Below are 19072 nucleotides of genomic sequence, written 5' to 3' on the forward strand. Positions count from 1 at the left end.
GCTCAGGACAGCGTGACGAGCGCCCGCGCGATGGCGTCGAGGTCGTTGTCGGTGAGGTCGACGTGCGGTGAGACCCGCAGCGCCGGCCTGGTCATCTCGCCGGGCGCCCGTTCGACGCCCAGGTACGTCGTGACGATGCGGTGCTCGGCGATCAACCGCGCCCGCACCTCGGCCGCGTCGACGCCGTCGGGCGGCCGCAGCGTCGTGATGGCGCTCGGTTCGTCGTCGCGCTCGATGACCTGCCAGCCCGCGACACCGGCGAGCGCGGTTCGGGTCACGGTGCCCACCTCGGCCAACCGCTGTCGAATGCGATCCGGTCCGGCCGCGACGTATTCGCCCAGTGCCACCGAAAGCCCCACGCGAGCCGCCACGTTCGCCTCGGCGTGGCCGATCCGCAGCAGTGTCTCCTCGCTCAGCAGGCCGGGACGGGTCGCGACCCATCCCACTCCCCGCGGGCCCGCGGTCCACTTCCGCGACGCCGTGTACACCGCGTCAGCGCCGATGCCCGCGCCGATGCCGACGCCGTCGAGCTGCCCGAATGCCTGCGCCGCGTCGACGAGCAGCGGGACGCCGTGCGAGCGGCACGCCGCCGCAACCGCCGCCGTCGGCTGCACCACACCGCTGTGGCTGCCCAGGACGGTCAGGTGCACCAGCCCGGGCGGATCGGCGGCCAGCGCCGCCGCAGCGGCGTCCGGGTCCAATCGCCCGGCGCCGTCGGTCGGGAGGTGCCGCACCGCGTACCCGTGCCGGGCCATGGTGAGCAGGTTGGGTCCGAATTCGCCGGGCAGGCACGCCAGTGTCCGCGGGCCGCGCCAATCGTCGAGCAGCAGGTCCAGCGCGGCGCCCGCGCCGGTGGTGAACACCACGTCGTCGGCCGCGAACCCGGTCAGCGCGCCGATCGCCGCGCGGCCCGCGTCGAGCACGGGTGCGGCGGCCTCGGCCGCGACGTATCCGCCGACCTCGGCCTCGTGCCGCGCGTGCTGGGCCGTCGCCTCGATGACGGCGTGGCTCTGCCGCGAGCACGCAGCGCTGTCGACGTGCACCCCCGCCGGCGCCGGCCGTGCGGCGCGCCACCGCTCGCCGAGCGTCGATCCGCCTGCCGTCACGGTGTCGACAGTGACAGGCCGAAGTCCCCGGCCTCGTCGGTCCACCACTGCGTGACGGTCAGCCCGGCCGCGGCGAGCTGCGACCGCACGCCCTCGGGCCGGAACTTGCACGACACCTCGGTGAGCATCTCCTCGCCCGCGGCGAAGTCCACGTCGAGGTCGAGTGCGGCGACGCGCACGCGCTGCGCGGTCCGGGCGCGCAGCCACATCTCGATGCGCTCCTCGTCGGCGTTCCACCGGGCGACGTGCTCGAAGGCCGACGCGTCGAAGTCGGCCCCGAGTTCGCGGTTGACCACCGACAAGACGTTCAGGTTGAAGCGCGCGGTCACCCCCGCCGCGTCGTCGTACGCCCGGACGAGCCGGGCGGGATCCTTGACCAGATCGGTTCCGAGCAGCAGCGCATCCCCCGGCGCCAGCGTGGCCGCCAGCGACGCGAGGAACTCCGCCCGCGGCGCCGCGGTCAGATTGCCGATGGTCGAGCCCAGGAAGATGACCAGCCGGCGGCCGTCGGTGGGGATCTTGCCGAGGTGTTCCTCGAAGTCGCCGCACACCGCGTCGACGTCCACGCCGGGATACTCGGCCGCCACGGCGCCGCCGGCAGCCTCGAGCACCGACCCGTCGACGTCGAACGGGACGAACCGCCGCAACGAGCCGGCGTCGCGCATCGCGGTCAGCAGGATGCGCGTCTTCTCCGACGTGCCGCTGCCCAGCTCGACGAGCGTGTCGGCGCCGGAGGCCGCGACGACGTCCGCGGCGTGGGTGACCAGGATCTCGGCCTCGGCGCGGGTCGGGTAGTACTCGGGCAGCCGGGTGATCTGGTCGAACAGGTCGCTGCCCGTGGCGTCGTAGAACCACTTCGGCGGCAACGACTTCGGCGTACCGGTCAGCCCGGACTGCACGTCGCGGCGTAGCGCGTGCGCGGCGGCGTCGGCGGCCAGGTAGTTCGACAGCGTGATGCTCATCGGTGTCCTCTCAGGGCGGTCAGCGTGATCTCGCCGGCCTCCACGGCGACGAGGTGCCGGTCGGGCACCTCCTGCCAGGCCGGATCGTCGTCGTACGGTTCGCTCGCCACCGCGACGCCGTCGGGGCGGCGCAGCACCGACAGGGTGTCGCCCCAGGTGGTCGCCAGCAGGCGAGACCCGTTGGCGGCCAACACGTTCAGCCGGGCGTTCGGGTCGGCGCCGCCCACCTCGGCGACCGTGTCGCCGAGCGCGTCGAGGCCCCGATCGAAGATCAGCGCGGCCAGCAGCGCGCTGTCGACCGTCGACTCGGCGGCCGCCGACGGCGGCAGCACCGCGCGGTCGACGACGCCGTTGTGCGACAGCAGCCAGTGCCCGTCGCTGAACGGTGCGGACGCCGACGGCTCGATCGGCATCCCGATGGTCGCCGAGCGCACGGCGGCCACCACGCAGTGGCTACGCAGGGCGGGCGCGACCGAGGCGAACGAGACGTCGCCCCACAGCGGAGCGGCGCTGCGCCACCGCCGCGGCGTGGCGCCGTCGAAGAAGCCCGCTCCCCAGCCGTCGGCGTTCATCAGGCCGTTCTTCTGCCGCCGCGGGGCGTACGACTGCACCAGCAGACCCTGCGGGGGATCGAGGACGAGCGCCGCTACCGTCGTCGGCTCCCCCAGCCACCCGAGGTGTCTACACATCCCACGCCAGCCGGACGCCGGAGAAGATCTGCCGCCGGATGGGGTGGTCCCAGTTGCGGAAGCTCGGCCGCAGGATGCTCGGCGCCACTGCCCACGAACCGCCCCGCAACACGCGGTAGTCCCCGCCGAAGAACGGCGCGGTGTACTGCTCGTAGAGCATCGGCGTGAAGCCCGGCCACGGCCGGATCGCCGAGGTGGTCCACTCCCACACGTCGCCCAGCATCTGTTCGGCGCCGTAGGCCGAGGCGCCGGCCGGGTATGCCCCCACCGGCGCGGGGCGCAGCGCGTCGCCGCCCAGGTTGGCCAGTGCGGACGTCGGTTCCGAACTGCCCCAGGGGAAGCGGCGACGTCGCCCGGCCGCGGGATCCCAGGCGCAGGCCTTCTCCCACTCCTCCTCGGTCGGCAGGCGGGCACCCGCCCACGCGGCGTACGCCTGCGCCTCGAAGAACGTGACGTGTTGCACGGGCTCGTCGCCGGGGAGGTCCTCGACGTGCCCGAAGCGCGTGCGCGTGCCGTCCGGGCCCCAGAAGCCGGGGGCCGTCAGCCCGGCCTGCTCGCGATGCTGCCAGCCACGCTCGGACCACCAGCGCCGGTCGCGGTACCCGCCGTCGGCGACGAACTCGCGCCACTCGGCATTGGTCACCGGCACGGTGCCGATGCGGAAGGCGGGCACGTCGACGACGTGCGCGTCACGCTCGTTGTCGAGGGACAGCGGCTCGCTGACGGCGTCGACGCCCAGCACGAACGGACCACCGGGCACCAGGACCGACGTGCCGGCCACCCCCGGCCGGCCAACGGGCAGCGGGGCGCCGGCGTCCAGCAGCGCGGGACCGGAGCGCAGGTTCAGCGCCTGCAGCATGGTCTCGTCGTGCTGGTTCTCGTGGCTGACCACCAGGCCGAACTCGAAGTCGTCCGCGTCGGCGGGCAGGGCGTCGAGCCGGTCGAGGACCTTGTCGCGAACCGTCGCGCAGTAGGTGCGGGCCTCGCCGGGAGGCAGCAGCGGCAGGTCGACGCGGCTGGCGCGGGAGTTCTGGAAGGCGTCGTAGCAGCGTTCGACGCTCGGCTCCAGCATGCCGGGGCGAGCGGGGTCGTTGCCGCGCAGCAGCCAGAGTTCCTCCTGCCAACCGATGTGCGCGAGGTCCCACACCAGCGGGCTCATCAGCGGGTCGTACTGGCGGTGCAGTTCGACGTCGTCCAGGTCGACCAGCCGCAACGTCCGTTCCCGCGCATGCAGCATGTCGCGTGCCAGCGCCTCGCGTGCGCTCACGTGCCCTCCTCGGTCAGTGCGGTGACGGCGGCGCGCAGGCCGCGGGCGACGACGAGGTCGGCGACGTCGTCGCCGGGGCTGCGGCCCCGTTCGACCCGCTCGACCAGCCGTGCCATGCCCGCGGACAGTTCGGCGGGCGCCCGCTCGGCCGCTGCGGTGACGCAGCGGATCGCCGCGGCCTGCAGTCGGGGCTCGGCGAGCCCGTGCTGGGCGGCGCGGTCCCACCACGTGGCGACGGGCGCGGTGGCCTCCGCGGCGATCTCGGCGGCGGCCGGATCGTCGAGCAGGGTCACGATGGTGAACACCACCTCAGGCCACACGTCGTCGGGGACGCTGTCGAGATATCGGATCTCGAGGAATCCCCGCGGGCGCACCGGCGGGAACAGGGTGGTGAGGTGGTAGTCGACGTCGGCTTCGGTGGGTCGCCGGCCGCCGAGCAGCGTGCGCCCATCGGCCCAGTCGGCGAACGGCACCCAGTCGGTGACCGGCTCCGCCTCTTCTCCGTTGACGAGCATGACCGGCGCCTTGAGCGCGTAACGCGCCCAGTCGTTGACCGGGTCGTCCTCGCCGCTGGCGAGGATGGGGCCGCAGCGTGCGGCGTCGAGTTGGCTCCACACCCGCTGGCGCGTGCTGCGCCAACCGGTGAACTCCGCGCCGAGCAGCGGCGAATTGGCGGTGATCGCGATCAGCGTCGGCCCCAGCGCGTGCGTCAGCCGGACCCGCTCGGCCCAGCCGTCGCGCGGCCCGGCATCGACGTTGACCTGCACCGAGGCCGTCGACGTCATCATCGCCGCACCGGCCGCCGCCGTGCCGCTGGCGGCGAAGAAGGCCTCCATCGCGCGGTAGCGGGCGCCGGGGTTCACCCGTTCGGCGGGCCGCAGCGGGTCGGCGCCGAGCAGCACGAGCCCGAGGCCGCGCGCGGCGAAGGCGGCCGAAAGCACGCGCCGGTCGGCCTGCATTGCGCTGATGGCGAGCACCGGGCCCGCCAGCGGCGGACCGGAGAGTTCGATGGCGCCGCCGGGCTCGACGGTGATGGCGCTGCCCCCGGGCAGATCGGGCACCGAGGCGATGACGTCCTGCAGTTCGTCCCAGCCCGGGCGACGCAGCGGATCGGCGACGTCGAAGCAGTGCGCCTCGATCTCGAGGCCGACGGTGCCGACGGGCCCGTCGCGCAGGCAGTCCCCGCCGATGTGCAGCGCCGCCGCGTAGACGTCGTCGATCGGCCGTCCGGCCCGGTGGGTGTCCGGGTCGGGCAGCTCGGCCTCGGTGGTCCTCACGCCGACCACCGCCGCGGGGACGTCCGCCGCGAAGACGTGGACAGGGCACATCGCTCGACCGCCGCCATGGAGTCCATCGTGAAGGAGGACACTGACAAAGGCGTGAGAATTCCCGTCTCCCAGGTTCGCATCGGGGCGCGCGCGGCGCCGGAGGTCACTGCCCGAGCGCGTTCTGCATGGCGCCGGCCAGCACGTTCACGGCCGGTCCGCCGTTGCCGGACTGGCAGACCTTCGCTTGCAGCAGAACGTTCTCGCGCAACCGGGACTGCACGAAGCACCGTCGGTCGGTCCCCGCCTCCTGCTTCACCCATGCCGCGTCGGTGGCGGTCGGCGGGCCACCGGTGAACGTCCACGTCTCGGTAGCGAGGTTCTCCAGGTGCATGGCGGTGGTCTGACCGTCGCAGCCGCGGGTCCGGTCGGTGAGCCGGGCGAAGGCCCGCGTCGCGGCGTCGGTGGTCGCGAAGACGCCGACGGCCTGCTTGACCAGGTGCGAGTCGTCGTCGGCCGCGCGTTGGGCGACGCTGCCGTTGAAGGACGCGAGGTCGGGGTCGGCGTAGACGTCCGGCAGCCCGACGTCGGCCCAGTCGTTGCACGGCGGCGCGTCGACGTAGAAGGCCTGGAACGGCGCGGTGAAGGACGACTCCCAGCCCATCCGCGCCCCCACCACGTTGCCGACCGATCCCTTGCCGAGCACGGCGTAGTTCACCACGCCGGGATCCGACGGCTTCGCCTGCGCCGGTACCGCCGCTGCCAGGGCCAGCAGCGTCGCCGCGGCCGCCACTGTCGGTGCGGCGCCACGCATGGTCAGACCTTCGCCGACAGCGTGACGTCGACGTTGCCGCGGGTGGCCTTGGAGTACGGGCACACCTCGTGGGCCTTCTCCATGAGTTCTTGGGCTGCGCTCGATTCGAGGCCGGGCAGGTAGCCGATCAGATGCGCGGTCAGCCCGAAACCGCCCTCGGAGTCCTTGCCGAAGCCGATCTGGGCGGTGATGCCGCTGGCATCGTCGAGGGACACCTTCTCGTTGCGGGCGACGAGGCGCAGCGCGCCGAGGAAGCACGCCGACCAACCGGCCGAGAACAGCAGTTCCGGGTTGACGCCGTCGCCGCTGCCGCCCATCTCCTTCGGCGGCCGCGTGTCGAGGTCGATCTTGCCGTCGGTGGACTTCACGTGCCCGTCGCGTCCGCCTCCGGTGGCGGTCGACTCTGCGGTGTAGACGACGTCGATGCTCATGGGTCGATCATGCCGAGTTCGTCGGTCATGCGAAAGCGCGGCCCCGCGATGGTCAGAAGATGGTCAGCGTGCAGTACGTCCGCGCGGGCGAGGGGTAGGGCCAGGCGTACTGGCCCGCCGCGGTGGGGCACGCCCGCTGATCACGGACGTCGAGGCGCTGGGTCACCTGGACCAGCAGCCCCTGCTGGTTGCGGTCGGTGCAGTCGGCGCGTTCCACCACGCCGACGGGCAGTTCCATCACGTAGCAGTGGCTGGCGACGAGGTTGGGCACCAGGCACAGTCGCGACGTCGTCGGGTCGACGTAGTCCGCGGCGAGGTGCTGGTACTCCTTGCTGGGGCAGGCTCCGGCGTCGTTCGCCGTGGCGCCGACGGTGTAGCTCGGATCCTGGGCGCACGACACCTCCTCGGCGCGCAACGTGCCGGGATCGCCCGGCGTGGTCGGCGGCAGTGCCACGCAGTCGCCGACCTCGAAGACGTCCATCGTCGCCCGTTGCACCGGCTCGGGCCGGGCGCCGCAGCCGGCCATCGTCAGGATCACCGCGACGGCAGCCACGACCGTCGCCCACCGTGCGTGTCGCCTCATGTCGGCGAATCTTCCACGAATGGCGATGCCGCACCACACCAACCACAAAGTTCTCAATGGTCCCACAGAGCACAGCGAAAGTTACGTAGGTGGGATTCGATCGGCGTGTCGACGGGCCGCCTCGCGCGCCGATCGCGCGAGGCGGCCCAGGACGTCAGCCCTCGCCGGAGCGCACGCCCTCCTCGACCTTCTTGCCCAGATCGGGGTCGACGTTGCGCCAGTACTCGAAGACGCGGGAGAGGACCGGCTCCTTCACCCCGTCGGAGACGTGCCCGATGATGTTGTGCGCCAGGCGGTCCCGCTGCTCGTCGGTCAGCACCTCGCGCACCAGCGTTCCCGCCTGGGTCCAATCGTCGTCCTCCGGACGCAAGGCGTAGGCCGTGCGCACCATGTCGCCGTCGGACGTCCAGTGCGCCTCGGCGACGCGACGCGGATCGTCGGCCACCGGACCACCCATGGAGTTCGGCGCGTACACCGGATCCGGCGCGTTGCGGATCCGCATCGCGCCGTCCTTGGAGTAGGCGTTGACCTCCACCTTGGGTTCGTTGACCGGGATCTGCTTGTAGTTCACGCCGAGCCGGTGCCGGTGGGCGTCGGCGTAGGAGAAGCCGCGGGCCAGCAGCATCTTGTCCGGGCTCAGCCCGGTGCCGGGCACGATGTTGTTCGGCTCGAACGCGGCCTGCTCGATCTGGGTGTGGTAGTCGACGACGTTGCGGTTCAGCGTCATCGTCCCGACGTCGATCAGGGGGTAGTCGGCGTGCGGCCACACCTTGGTGAGGTCGAAGGGGTTGATGCGGTAGGTCTTGGCATCGTCGAACGGCATGATCTGCATCTTCAGCGTCCAGGACGGGAAGTCACCGTTCTCGATCGAGTCGAAGAGGTCGCGCTGGTGGTAGTCGGCATCCTCGCCCGCGAGCCGGTCGGCATCCTCCTGGGTGAGGAAGTCGATGCCCTGGTCGGTCTTGAAGTGGTACTTGACCCAGAACATCTCACCGGCGGCGTTGATCCAGCTGTAGGTGTGACTGGAGTAGCCGTTCATGTGGCGCCAGGTCTTCGGTATGCCGCGGTCGCCCATCAGCCAGGTGACCTGGTGTGCCGACTCGGGCACCAGCGTCCAGTAGTCCCACTGCATGTTGTGGTCGCGAAGGTTGTTGGCGGCCATGCGCTTCTGGCTGCGGATGAAGTGCTGGAACTTCATCGGGTCGCGCACGAAGAACACCGGGGTGTTGTTGCCGACCATGTCGAAGTTGCCCTCGGAGGTGTAGAACTTCAGCGAGAAGCCCCGCGGGTCGCGCCAGGTGTCTGGGCTCCCCCGCTCGCCGGCAACGGTGGAGAACCGCGCCAGCATCTCGGTCTTGGTGCCGGGCTGGAACACCGCGGCCTTGGTGTACTGGCTGACGTCGTGGGTCACCTCGAAGGTGCCGAAGGCACCGCCCCCCTTGGCGTGCGGTTGCCGCTCCGGGATGCGCTCGCGGTTGAAGTTGGCCATCTGCTCGATCAGGTAGTGGTCCTGGAGCAGGATCGGCCCGTCCGGGCCCACCGAGAGCGAATGCTCCAGGCTGGGGACCGGCGCACCGCCATCGGTCGTGGCGATCTTCTCGGTCATGCCATCTCCTCACTGTGGCTCGCGCGGCGCCGGGCTGTGCCGCGCGGACCGTGGAGTACCCCCGAGGGGCCTCGGCGTACCCCGGCGCGCGAAGCCGTCACCGGCCGGGCGTGGGCACGGTGCTCGGCGACGGGTTCGTGCCGTCACCCGGACCGAACGGCGCGCCCGGACCGAGCTGACCCCCCGGGCCCTCGGGGAACACGAAACCCGGCCCCGGCCGCAGCATCGGGCCCATCGGGAACATCGGCGGCGGACCCTGCCGGTGCAGCATCGCCTCGCCGCCGTCCGGGCGGCCGTCGTGGCCACGGTGACCGCCGCCGGAGTGCGCGCCCAGCATGAACCCCGTGCCGAAGATGATGGCCACGATGAAGACCACGCCCGCGACGATGCCCACCCAGGCCGCCACCATCGGGACGCGCGAGGGCCGGCGCGGCGGTGCGGGGGCGTAGCCGTAGGGCGGTTGCGGGTACGGGCCCTGCGGTGAGTACGGGCCATCCTGCGGCTGCCCCTGCGGCGGCGGCCGGTGCTCGTCGGCCGTGGCGATGGGGCCGGTGGCGGGTTCGGCGGGTGCGGCACCGGCGTGGGGAGGCGTCGTCTCCGGCTGTGGCGAGGCGGGATCACTCATGGGCTCGATGGTCGTCGCCGGCGCCTCGAAGGGGTTCGGAAACGGCCATGAATTCGCTGTGTGAACGCCGCGTGATCACACCGAGATAGTGGTTACCGACAGGTAGTTACTGACGATCTTGATTGTTGGAGCAGCTCAGGACTGTCGCGGACGTCACATCGGCAAAACATACTCTTTTCCTGAATTAGGCTAGCCGAACCGTCTTCCGGTCTGTAACGTTCTGGACCATGCGACGACGGCCCCCGCCCCTCCCCGATCCGGTGGAGGACGACGTGCCGGATTTCGACGCCCGGTGCGACTGCGGACACCGGGAGGCCGAGCACTCGATGTTCGGTCCGTGCCACGGCTGCGACGGGTGCGCGCCCGACGACGACCCCAACGCCGAGCACACGCACCCCTACGACCGTTGCTCCTGCACCGACTTCCGCCTCGCCGCGGACGTCGAGGCGTCGACGGACTTCGCACTGACCGGTTAGTCCAGTTTCTCCCCTCACCAGTTAGACGTGACGCGGCCCGGGTAAGGCTGTCCTCAGCGGGGGCGCGGGAGTGGTTGCGCCAGCCCTCGTCAGGTGACCGCCCGGTAGCAACTGCGCGTTGAGACCCGAGCGCCGGGGACGGGCGGTCACCGCCCCACTCAGCGCCGGAACGGGTTCACCGCGAACTGGATGACGCGGTAGGGCGCGTTGTCTCCGCCGGGCGCGGTGTTCCACTGGCTGACGAAGATGCGGACCTCGTCGAGCGTCGAGCCGGGCGAGATGTAGCCGCCGTAGGGCTGGGCCAGCCGATTGTCCTGAGGTGGGGGCAGCGTCTCGGCGGGCACCGGCCAGTCGGCGGCCACCACCACGGTCGTCACCGGCGCACTACCCAACCCGGTCGGATCGTCGGCCACCCGCATCTCCATGTTGCCGGTGGTCGCGTTGAAGTAACTGAGCACCGTCTTGCCGTCGATCTGCCGAATGCTCATCTCCCCGACCGCGTCCGGCCACAGCGGCGTCGGCGGCCTTCCCCAGCCACCACCGGGTCCCGACAGGCCCGACCACGCCTGCCAGCTGCTGCGGTCGGTGAAGGACTGCGGCGTCGCCCGATACAGCTCGACGGGTCCGCTGCGATCGAAGTCGTTGGCCACCACGTACACCCAACCGCGCTCGGAGTCCGGGCGCGGAATCGGGTCGTAGTAGCCACTGATCTGCGACTGACGTCCTCGCGCCCACGCCGCGTCGCGCACCGAGCCCGCCACCGTGGGCCACCCGCCTCGCGAGGGCAGGGCGCGCACCAGCCGCGAACTGGCCGGCACCAGGTTCTTCGTCGTGGTGACGAGCAGGTAGTTCTCCCGGTTGATCGACACGATCCCGGCGGGCAGCTGCGACGTGCCCGGCGCCGACCGGTCGGCGAGCAGCGGATCGCCGATGCCCGTGACGCCGTCGTAGCGGACGCCGTCGGGGTCGTCGATCGAGTCGGTCTCCACGTGCAACGCGATCGGCGAATACCAGCCACCGAAGCCGACTCCCTGGCCGGCGAAGCTGTCGCCGCACACCTGCAGGATGCCGCTCGGGAACTCCATGAACTCGCACAGATCCGTGGCACCGATGCCGTAGTCGCGGGTGGGGGTACCCGTGCCCGCGGTGGGACCGATGCGGACGACCTGCCCGGGAGCCAGCGGCGACAGCGCCGGCGCCGGGACGGGCGCGGGCGGGTCCGCCCGCGCGTGCGGCGCGGCCACGAACACCGTCACGCCGACGAGCGCCGCCGCCGCGGCACGGATCACGACTGGGCGGCGAGCAGCTCGGCGATCTGAATCGTGTTGAGCGCGGCGCCCTTTCGAAGATTGTCCCCGGAGACGAACAGCGCGAGGCCGCGCCCGTCCGGCACCCCCGGGTCCTGCCGGATGCGTCCGACGAGTGAATCGTCGATGCCCGCGGCGGCCAACGGCGTCGGCACGTCGACGTAGGTCACGCCCGGCGCGTCGAGCAGCAGTTCGCGAGCACGGTCGGGGCTGATGGACCGCTCGAACTCCGCGTTGATCGACAGCGAGTGGCCGGTGTAGACCGGCACCCGCACGCACGTCCCGCTGACCGCGAGGTCGGGGATGCCGAGGATCTTGCGGCTCTCGTGGCGCAGCTTCTGGTCCTCGTCGGTCTCCCCTGAGCCGTCGCTCACCAGCGACCCGGCCAACGGCACGACGTTGAAGGCGATGGGCGCCACGTACTTCACCGGCGGCGGAAAGGTCAGCGCCGACCCGTCGTGCACCAGCGCGCGGCTCTCGGCCACCACCGCGTCGGCTTGGGTGAACAGTTCCTCGACGCCGGCCAGGCCACTGCCCGAGACCGCCTGGTAGGTCGAGGCGATCATGCGCGTGAGGCCGGCCTCCTCGTGCAGCACCTTGAGCACCGGCATGGCGGCCATGGTCGTGCAGTTGGGGTTGGCGATGATGCCCTTGGGGCGGTTGCCGGCGTCGCGTTCGAAGTTCACCTCCGACACGACCAGCGGGACCTCGGGGTCCTTGCGCCACGCCGACGAGTTGTCCACCACGACGGCACCGGCCGCCGCGAACCGAGGGGCCTGCACGCGGGACATGGTGGCGCCCGCGGAGAACAGGGCGATGTCGATGCCGCGCGGGTCGGCGGTCTCGGAGTCCTCGACCTCGATCTCCTGGCCGCGGAACGGGAGCTTCGTGCCCGCCGAGCGCGACGAGGCGAAGAAGCGGATGTCGGTGACGGGAAAGTCGCGTTCCTCGAGCAGCTTTCGCATCACCTGGCCGACCTGACCGGTCGCGCCGACCACACCGAGCGACACCATCTCTAGATCCCGCTTCCGGCGTACACGATGGCCTCCTCGTCGCCACCGAGGCCGAACGCCTCGTGCAGCGCGGAGACCGCCTTGTCCAGCTCGGTGTCCTTGACCAGCACCGAGATCCGGATCTCCGAGGTGGAGATCAGGTCGATGTTGACGCCCACGGCGGCGAGCGCCTCGCAGAACGTGGCGGTGACCCCGGGGTGGCTGCGCATGCCGGCGCCGATCAGCGACACCTTGCCGATGTGGTCGTCGTAGAGCACCGCGGAGAACCCGATCTCGTCTTTCAGCGAGGCCAGCTTCTCCACCGCTCCCGGACCGCTCTCGCGCGAGCAGGTGAAGGTGATGTCGGTCTTGCCGTCCTCGATCTTGCTGATGTTCTGCAGCACCATGTCGATGTTCACGTCGGCGTCGGCGACCGCGCGGAACACCTGGGCGGCGTAGCCCGGGACGTCGGGCAGGCCGACGACGGTGACCTTCGCCTCGCCGCGGTCGTGGGCCACCCCGGTGAGAATGGCGTCTTCCATGGGGATGTCCTCCATCGATCCTTTGACGAGCGTGCCCGGCTTGTCGGAGTACGACGAGCGGACGTGAATCGGAACGTCGTAGCGGCGGGCGTATTCCACGCAGCGCAGCATGAGCACCTTCGCACCGGCGGCGGCCATCTCGAGCATCTCCTCGAACGACACGGTGTCGAGGTGCCGGGCGTTGGGCACGATGCGCGGGTCGGCGGTGAAGATGCCGTCGACGTCGGTGTAGATCTCGCAGACGTCGGCGTCGAGCGCGGCGGCCAGCGCAACGGCCGTGGTGTCCGAGCCGCCGCGGCCGAGCGTGGTGACGTCCTTGCTGTCCTGGCTGACGCCCTGGAAGCCGGCGACCAGGACGATAAGGCCCTCGTCGAGCGCTTCGCGCAGCCGCCCCGGGGTCACGTCGATGATCTTCGCGTTGCCGTGAGTGCTGGTGGTGATGACGCCGGCCTGCGAGCCGGTGAACGAGCGCGCCTCGGCGCCCAGCGAGGAGATCGCCATCGCGACGAGCGCATTCGAGATGCGCTCCCCGGAGGTGAGCAGCATGTCCATCTCGCGCGCGGGCGGTGCCGGGCTCACCTGGCGGGCGAGGTCGAGCAGGTCGTCGGTGGTGTCGCCCATGGCCGAGACGACCACGACGACGTCGTTGCCTGCCTTCTTGGTCTCGACGATGCGCTCGGCGACGCGCCGGATCCGGTCGGCATCTGCGACCGACGATCCGCCATATTTCTGGACGACGAGCGCCACCATTCACCCTTCCTGGGAACCACCGGAGTTCGGTATAGAGGATAAGGGGTGATCGCACCCGATATTTCCCCTCGTCGCCGGGCCCGCCACCGACGGTAGGTTGGACCGCCATGGACGACCGGATCGCGCGCACCCGGGTACCGATTCATCCCGACGTCGCCGCCCGCTGGAGCCCGCGGGTCCTGGATCCGGATGCCGACGTTTCCGCAGCACAACTCACCGCGCTGCTCGAGGCGGCGCGGTGGGCCGCGACGTGGGGCGGCCGCCAGCCGGTGCGCTTCGTGGTCGGGCGGCGCGGCGACGAGACGTTCACCACGTTGGCCGGCACGCTGCGCCGGGGCAATTCGTGGGCCACGGCCGCCTCGGCGCTGATCCTGGTGTGCGCCGACGAGGGCGACGACGACCGCACCGCCCGATACGCCGCCGTCGACGCCGGCGCCGCGATGGCCAACCTCAGCATCGAGGCGGTGTCCCGCGACCTGGTGGTGCACCCGATGGCGGGCTTCGACACCGACGCGGCCCAGCAGGCGTTCGCCGTCCCGGCCGGCGTGCGCGCGCTGGCGATCGTCGCCGTCGGCAGACTGGGCGACGCCACCGCGGCCGCACCCGAGGTCGCCGAACGCGACGCCCGCCCGCGGGAACGGCTCCCCGTGGACGAGATCGCGTTCGCTCGGACGTGGGGCTCCCCCGCCGACCTGGCGGGCGGTGACTAGGAGCAGGCGTCGTGCAGGCGGCTCAGCTTGTCGGCGATGCGGGCGTTGACCGCCTCGAGCTGATACACCTCCGGCGGCGTCGGCGCCCCGGGCGCCCGTGACTCCGCCTGCGCCCGCAGCGTCGGCAGCGAGCGGGTGAACTCGTCGGCCAGGATGGCGAGGTCGGTGCTCAGCGCGGCCAGTTCCGGCGAGGTGACGTTGTGCGCGCGTTCGGCCAGCCCGTCCGCCCACGCCTGGTAGGCCAGGTCGTCGGCGGGTGTCGGCAGGCCCTCGTTGCCCTCGATGCGGGAGGCGATGTGCTCGTTCTGCTGATCGTTGAACGCCAGGATGTCCCGAACCGGACGGCACTCTTCGCTCGGCCCGCTGAAGAACGTCCGCGACACCACCACGACGACCAGCGCGGTCACCGCCACGCCGATCGCGATCCACCACCGCCGGTCCAGAGTCATCGGCTTCGACTCTATCGACCGACGTCGTCGCCGTAGTCGGGCGTCGAGTGCAGTAGTCGATTACGGACTCACGGCGGGGCAGCGACGCCATAATCAGCGTCGAGCGGCGACATCCACGTCATCGCCTTCGCGGCCGCCGTCGGCGGCCGTGCCTGCCACCCCCGAGGATCGGACCTGGCTGATGACGGCTGAGAGCATCTCGGCGTCCCCCACTGCATCGACGAACACGTCGACGACGAACGAACCCCCCGCACTGACCGGACGCGTCGTCCGGCCCGGTGACGACGGGTACCCCGCCGCGCGCGCGGGCTGGAATCGGCTCTTCGAGCACGAACCGGCGGCGATCGTGTTCGCGCAGCACACCGACGACGTCGTCCGCGCCGTCGCGTGGGCGCGACACCACGACGTCGACGTCCGCGTGCGGAGCGGTCGGCACTGCCTGCAGGGCTGGTCGAACGTCGACGGCGGCCTCGTCATCGACGTGAGCGAGCTGAAGTCGGTGACCGTGGACGCCGCGTCCTGCACGGCGACGGTCGGGGCGGGACTCACCCAGCTCGAGGCCGTGACGGCGCTGGGCGCCGCCGGCGTCGTGGCCCCCACCGGCACCGAGGGCACGGTCGGGCTGGTCGGCGCCACCCTCGGCGGCGGCTTCGGTCTGTTGACCCGCGCCTTCGGCATGGCGTCGGACCACCTGCTGGCGGTCGAGATCGTCGTCGCGTCCGGCGACGGGGGCGCCCGGGCGATCGTCGTCGACGACCGCGACGGCGCCAACCTGTTGTGGGCACTGCGCGGTGCGGGCAACGGCAACTTCGGCGTCGTCACCGCGTTGACCTACCGCGTGCATCCGCTGTCGCGGACCGGCTACCTCACGGCGACCTGGCCCGGGCTCGATCGCCTGGCCCCGGTCTTCGAGACGTGGCAGCGCACCGCCCCGCACGTCGACGACCGGCTGACCAGCCAGCTCGAGATCACCCGCGACCAGATCGCGCTGACCGCCGTCCTCGTCGACGGTGCCGCCGACGAGGCCCGGCAGCTGCTCGCGCCGCTATTGGAGATCGGCGACCCCGACCTCGTCACGACCGACGACACCTGGGCACGGACCTATGCTGCCTTCCAGATCCCGACGGACCACGAGCCGTCGAACTGGAGGTTCGAGTCGCAATTCGTCGAGGAACCGTTCGGCGCGGAGGCGATCGAGGTGATCGGCGCGTTCCTGGCGACGGCGCCCACCGCGCACTGCAACTACTTCACCAATGCGTTCGGCGGCGCGGTGGCTCGCAGCGCACCGGCCGGCGGATCGGTGTTCGCCCACCGGGATGCGCTGTTCTACGCCGAACCCGGGGCCGGCTGGGGCACGCGGGGCGACGGCGTCCCCGCCGCGGACGACCCCCTCACGGACCCGTGCCTGACGTGGATCGCCGACTTCGCCGACGCCCTGTCGCCCTGGGTCGGCGGCGCCTACGTCAACGTCCCGAACGCGGGCCTCGAGGACTGGCCGACCGCGTACTGGGGCGCCGGCGTGGACCGGTTGCGTGCCATCAAGGCGATCTACGATCCGTCGGACGTGTTCCGGCACGAGCAGAGCGTGCCGCTCCCATGACGCAGACGGCGCACGGCGACGAGACCGCCGACGAGGTCTGCCGGGACTGCGGCTACGAGCCCGAGCTGAAGCGGACGCTCAACGGCTTCCAGATGTTCGCCATCGCGTTCGCGTCGGTGTCGGTGGTGATGGGCATCTTCTCCACCTACGACGACGTCCTGCGCGACTCCGGGCCCGTCGGCATCTGGCTGTTCCCCGCGATCGGTGTCGGGCAACTCCTGGTGGCCCTCGTCTACGCCCAGTTCGCCGCGCGGTTGCCGCTCAGCGGTGGCGCGTACGCGTGGGCGTCGCGGCTGGCGAACCCGAAGGTGGGCTGGGCATTCGGGTGGATGGCGTTCCTCAATGCCGTCACCGCCCCGGTGGCCATCGACAATGCCCTCGCGACGCAGTGCCTCATGCCGCTGCTGGGCATGGCACCGGACGAGACCACCGGACGGGCGATCACCGTCGGGCTCCTCGTGGTGCAGGCCGGGCTAGCGATCGCGGCGACCCGCATCGTCGGCTGGGTGAACTCGCTGTCCGTGGGCGTCGAGATCGGCATCCTCGTCGTCCTGGGAGCGGCCTTCGCCGTCGCCGCGTTCCTGCTGAGCCACGACTCGGCGGGCATCCTGTTCACCCGCGGCGAGGCGGCCGCCGATCCGCACTACTTCGCGCTCGGCGGCGGCCTGATGGCCGCCATGCTGATGGGGCTGAGCACGCTGGTGGGCTTCGAGACCGCCGCCAACATGGCCGAGGAGGCCGAGAACGCCACGCGCACCGTGCCGCGCGCCATCATCGGCGCGGTGGTGGCGTCGGCGACGCTGGGTCTGGTGTTCCTCGTCGTGCTGACCGTCGCCATCAAGGACCTGCCGGCGGCCTCGCACAGCGAGTCGCCCGTCGCCGAGGTGATGCGCCAGCAGTTCGGGCCCGCCCTGGAACGACCGTTCCTGGCGGCCATCGCCGTCGCGTTCTTCGGTGCGGCGCTGGTGGCGGTGGCCTCGACGTCGCGCTACGTGTACGCCATGGCGCGCGACGGCCGCTTCCCCGGCCACCGGGTGATGGGGCGGGTCAACCCGCGCACCCAGACGCCCATCCCCGCGACCCTCCTCGTCCTGGTGGTCGGGGCCGCCCTGATGGTCGTGCTGCCGGGCGCGGCACTCAACCAGCTGATCGCCGCAGGCGCCGTCGTGGGCGTCTCGCTGTACCTGATGACGATCGTGCTCTACCTGGCCGTTCGGCGTCGGATGATCTCGGGGACAGGGGGTTTCGACCTCGGCCGCTTCGACGTTCCGGTCGCCGTCGCGGCGGCGGTCTGGTTGGTCGCCGCACTCGTGGCCATCCTGTCCGCATCCATCACGGTGGCGGCCCTGATCATCGTCGTAGGACAGCTCGTCGCCGGGCTGGCGTACTTCCTCTACATGTGGCGGTTCAACCGCGAGGTACTCGAGAGCGAGGCGTAGTTCGTTCGAGTGCCCTTCGGGCCCGCGTGCTCCCGTTACGCATCCGCAACACGCCGACACCGCCCGTGTAACAGAAACATTGGTTACTGCCAGTGAACGGCCCGGCGGGACGGCCGCACCACACCGAGGAGCACACGATGAACGGACTTCCCACGACGGCGGCGGACGGGGGCCCGGGGTGGATGTAGTGGACACGGGCACCACGGCGTTCATGCTGTGCTGCATCATCGGCCTGACGCTCATGATCCCCGGGCTCGCCCTGTTCTACGGCGGCATGGTCTCAGTGAAGAGTTCGACCAACATGATGATGATGACGTTCGGCGCCGTCGCGATCGTGGGTCTGCTCTGGGTGCTGTTCGGCTTCTCGATGGTGTTCGGCACGTCCTACGGCGGATTCGTCGGCAGCCTCACCGAATTCGCCGGCATGACCGACCTGCTGGAGACCCAGACCACCATCTCCGGACTGCCGGTCAGCCTCTTCGCCGTGTTCCAGGCGCTGTTCGCGGCCATCACCGTCGCCCTCATCTCCGGCGCGGTGGCCGACCGGATGAAGTTCGGCGCCTGGATGCTGTTCGCCACCCTGTGGGCGGTGCTGGTGTACTTCCCGGTCGCGCACTGGGTGTTCGCATTCGACGGCGTGGTCACCGAGAACTCGGTCGGCGGCTGGATCGCCAACAACCTGAAGGCCATCGACTTCGCCGGTGGCACCGCGGTGCACATCAACGCCGGCGCCGCGGCGCTCGCGGTGGCGATCGTGCTCGGCAAGTCGGCGATGTTCGGCCAGCTGCGCAAGCCGCACAACGTGCCGCTGACGCTGCTCGGCGCGGGTCTGCTGTGGGCCGGCTGGTACGCCTTCAACGGCGGTTCGGCTCTGGCCGCGGGCAATTCGGCCGCGATCGTCATGGTCACGACCTTCGTCGCCACTTGCGCGGCCACGCTCGCCTGGCTGGCCGTCGAGAAGATCAAGGACGGCCACGTCACCGGCGTCGGCGCGGCCTCGGGGGCGATCACCGGCCTGGTGGCCATCACCCCGGCGTGCGGTGCGGTCACCCCGGTCGGCGCGATCTTCGTCGGCGCCATCGCCGGTGCCATCTGCGTCTACGCGGTGGGCCTGAAGTCGCGCTTCGGCTACGACGACTCGCTGGACGTGGTGGGCGTGCACCTGGTCGGTGGCGTCGTCGGCACCCTGCTGATCGGCTTCTTCGCCAGCGAGGGCATGCCGAACGCCACCAACGGCCTGTTCTACGGGGGCGGCTTGGAGCAGCTCTGGAAGCAGGCGGTGGCCGCCGGTGCGGTGATGGCCTACTCGTTCATCGTCGCCTACGTCATCGCCTTCGCCCTGAAGAAGACGATGGGCATCCGCATCTCGCCGGACGAGGAGGAGGCGGGCATCGACACCGCCTTCCACCGCGAGTCGTCCTACGACATGGCGTCGGCCTGATGGCCGACTGACCGGCGG

General features: G+C 71.1%; 19 protein-coding genes. 5 read left to right on the plus strand and 14 right to left on the minus strand.

Features of this window, described 5'->3' with window-relative positions; genetic code table 11:
- Positions 1 to 2: 2 nt before the first annotated feature.
- The 10 genes from egtE to FZ046_RS03825 form a co-directional block, all read right to left on the minus strand.
- A complete protein-coding gene (gene egtE / locus FZ046_RS03780; RefSeq protein WP_070353354.1) occupies positions 3 to 1106 on the minus strand; it encodes an ergothioneine biosynthesis PLP-dependent enzyme EgtE in 1104 nt (367 codons plus the stop codon).
- On the minus strand, positions 1103 to 2068 hold the full coding sequence (gene egtD / locus FZ046_RS03785) for an L-histidine N(alpha)-methyltransferase (RefSeq protein WP_070353353.1): 966 nt from the start codon (positions 2066 to 2068) through the stop codon (positions 1103 to 1105). The genes egtE and egtD overlap by 4 nt, the downstream gene beginning before the upstream one ends.
- Positions 2065 to 2757, minus strand: coding sequence for an ergothioneine biosynthesis protein EgtC (gene egtC, locus FZ046_RS03790; protein ID WP_070353352.1), 693 nt, complete (start codon positions 2755 to 2757; stop codon positions 2065 to 2067). The genes egtD and egtC overlap by 4 nt, the downstream gene beginning before the upstream one ends.
- Positions 2750 to 4024 carry an ergothioneine biosynthesis protein EgtB gene (gene egtB, locus FZ046_RS03795; RefSeq protein ID WP_070353351.1) on the minus strand — a complete coding sequence of 425 codons (1275 nt, stop codon included), beginning with the start codon at positions 4022 to 4024 and terminating at the stop codon, positions 2750 to 2752. The genes egtC and egtB overlap by 8 nt, the downstream gene beginning before the upstream one ends.
- Positions 4021 to 5352, minus strand: coding sequence for an ergothioneine biosynthesis glutamate--cysteine ligase EgtA (gene egtA / locus FZ046_RS03800; protein ID WP_083298229.1), 1332 nt, complete (start codon positions 5350 to 5352; stop codon positions 4021 to 4023). The genes egtB and egtA overlap by 4 nt, the downstream gene beginning before the upstream one ends.
- Before the next feature lie 103 nt (positions 5353 to 5455).
- Positions 5456 to 6103, minus strand: a complete 648-nt coding sequence (locus tag FZ046_RS03805) for a sensor domain-containing protein (protein WP_070353350.1) — start codon at positions 6101 to 6103, stop codon at positions 5456 to 5458.
- Between the two features lie 2 nt (positions 6104 to 6105).
- Positions 6106 to 6534 carry an organic hydroperoxide resistance protein gene (locus FZ046_RS03810; protein ID WP_070353349.1) on the minus strand — a complete coding sequence of 143 codons (429 nt, stop codon included), beginning with the start codon at positions 6532 to 6534 and terminating at the stop codon, positions 6106 to 6108.
- A 52-nt stretch (positions 6535 to 6586) separates the two neighbouring features.
- On the minus strand, positions 6587 to 7117 hold the full coding sequence (locus FZ046_RS03815) for a hypothetical protein (RefSeq protein WP_070353348.1): 531 nt from the start codon (positions 7115 to 7117) through the stop codon (positions 6587 to 6589).
- A 154-nt stretch (positions 7118 to 7271) separates the two neighbouring features.
- On the minus strand, positions 7272 to 8723 hold the full coding sequence (locus FZ046_RS03820; RefSeq protein WP_070353347.1) for a catalase: 1452 nt from the start codon (positions 8721 to 8723) through the stop codon (positions 7272 to 7274).
- A 97-nt stretch (positions 8724 to 8820) separates the two neighbouring features.
- Positions 8821 to 9348 carry a hypothetical protein gene (locus FZ046_RS03825; RefSeq protein WP_070353346.1) on the minus strand — a complete coding sequence of 176 codons (528 nt, stop codon included), beginning with the start codon at positions 9346 to 9348 and terminating at the stop codon, positions 8821 to 8823.
- Between the two features lie 227 nt (positions 9349 to 9575).
- Between FZ046_RS03825 and FZ046_RS03830 the strand changes: the two genes are divergently transcribed.
- Positions 9576 to 9824 (plus strand): hypothetical protein, encoded by a 249-nt coding sequence (locus FZ046_RS03830; RefSeq protein WP_125939715.1) that lies wholly within the window; start codon positions 9576 to 9578, stop codon positions 9822 to 9824.
- Between the two features lie 158 nt (positions 9825 to 9982).
- Here FZ046_RS03830 and FZ046_RS03835 read toward each other — a convergent pair whose 3' ends face one another.
- Genes FZ046_RS03835 through FZ046_RS03845 form a run of 3 tightly spaced genes read right to left on the minus strand, consistent with a single transcriptional unit; the run spans position 9983 to position 13412 of the window.
- Entirely contained in the window at positions 9983 to 11110 is a 1128-nt protein-coding gene (locus FZ046_RS03835) for a DUF4185 domain-containing protein (RefSeq protein ID WP_149484350.1), read from the minus strand.
- On the minus strand, positions 11110 to 12144 hold the full coding sequence (locus FZ046_RS03840) for an aspartate-semialdehyde dehydrogenase (protein ID WP_070353344.1): 1035 nt from the start codon (positions 12142 to 12144) through the stop codon (positions 11110 to 11112). The genes FZ046_RS03835 and FZ046_RS03840 overlap by 1 nt, the downstream gene beginning before the upstream one ends.
- Positions 12145 to 12146: 2 nt before the next feature.
- On the minus strand, positions 12147 to 13412 hold the full coding sequence (locus FZ046_RS03845; protein ID WP_070353381.1) for an aspartate kinase: 1266 nt from the start codon (positions 13410 to 13412) through the stop codon (positions 12147 to 12149).
- Between the two features lie 110 nt (positions 13413 to 13522).
- Between FZ046_RS03845 and FZ046_RS03850 the strand changes: the two genes are divergently transcribed.
- Positions 13523 to 14125: a nitroreductase family protein gene (locus FZ046_RS03850; protein ID WP_070353343.1), complete on the plus strand. Its 603-nt coding sequence runs from the start codon at positions 13523 to 13525 to the stop codon at positions 14123 to 14125.
- Here FZ046_RS03850 and FZ046_RS03855 read toward each other — a convergent pair.
- The gene (locus tag FZ046_RS03855; RefSeq protein WP_070353342.1) at positions 14122 to 14574 is read right to left on the minus strand and encodes a hypothetical protein; all 453 of its coding nucleotides are present in this window, start codon (positions 14572 to 14574) and stop codon (positions 14122 to 14124) included. The genes FZ046_RS03850 and FZ046_RS03855 overlap by 4 nt on opposite strands.
- Positions 14575 to 14755: 181 nt before the next feature.
- Between FZ046_RS03855 and FZ046_RS03860 the strand changes: the two genes are divergently transcribed.
- From FZ046_RS03860 to FZ046_RS03870, 3 genes are all read left to right on the plus strand, one after another.
- The gene (locus FZ046_RS03860) at positions 14756 to 16174 is read left to right on the plus strand and encodes an FAD-binding oxidoreductase (protein WP_083298235.1); all 1419 of its coding nucleotides are present in this window, start codon (positions 14756 to 14758) and stop codon (positions 16172 to 16174) included.
- The gene (locus tag FZ046_RS03865) at positions 16171 to 17613 is read left to right on the plus strand and encodes an APC family permease (protein WP_070353341.1); all 1443 of its coding nucleotides are present in this window, start codon (positions 16171 to 16173) and stop codon (positions 17611 to 17613) included. Before FZ046_RS03860 ends, FZ046_RS03865 begins: the two co-directional genes overlap by 4 nt.
- A gap of 187 nt (positions 17614 to 17800) precedes the next feature.
- Entirely contained in the window at positions 17801 to 19054 is a 1254-nt protein-coding gene (locus FZ046_RS03870; RefSeq protein WP_070353340.1) for an ammonium transporter, read from the plus strand.
- The last annotated feature ends 18 nt before the right edge of the window (positions 19055 to 19072 follow it).

The organism is Mycolicibacterium grossiae, assembly GCF_008329645.1.
In the GTDB taxonomy this organism is placed as follows: Bacteria; Actinomycetota; Actinomycetes; order Mycobacteriales; family Mycobacteriaceae; genus Mycobacterium; species Mycobacterium grossiae.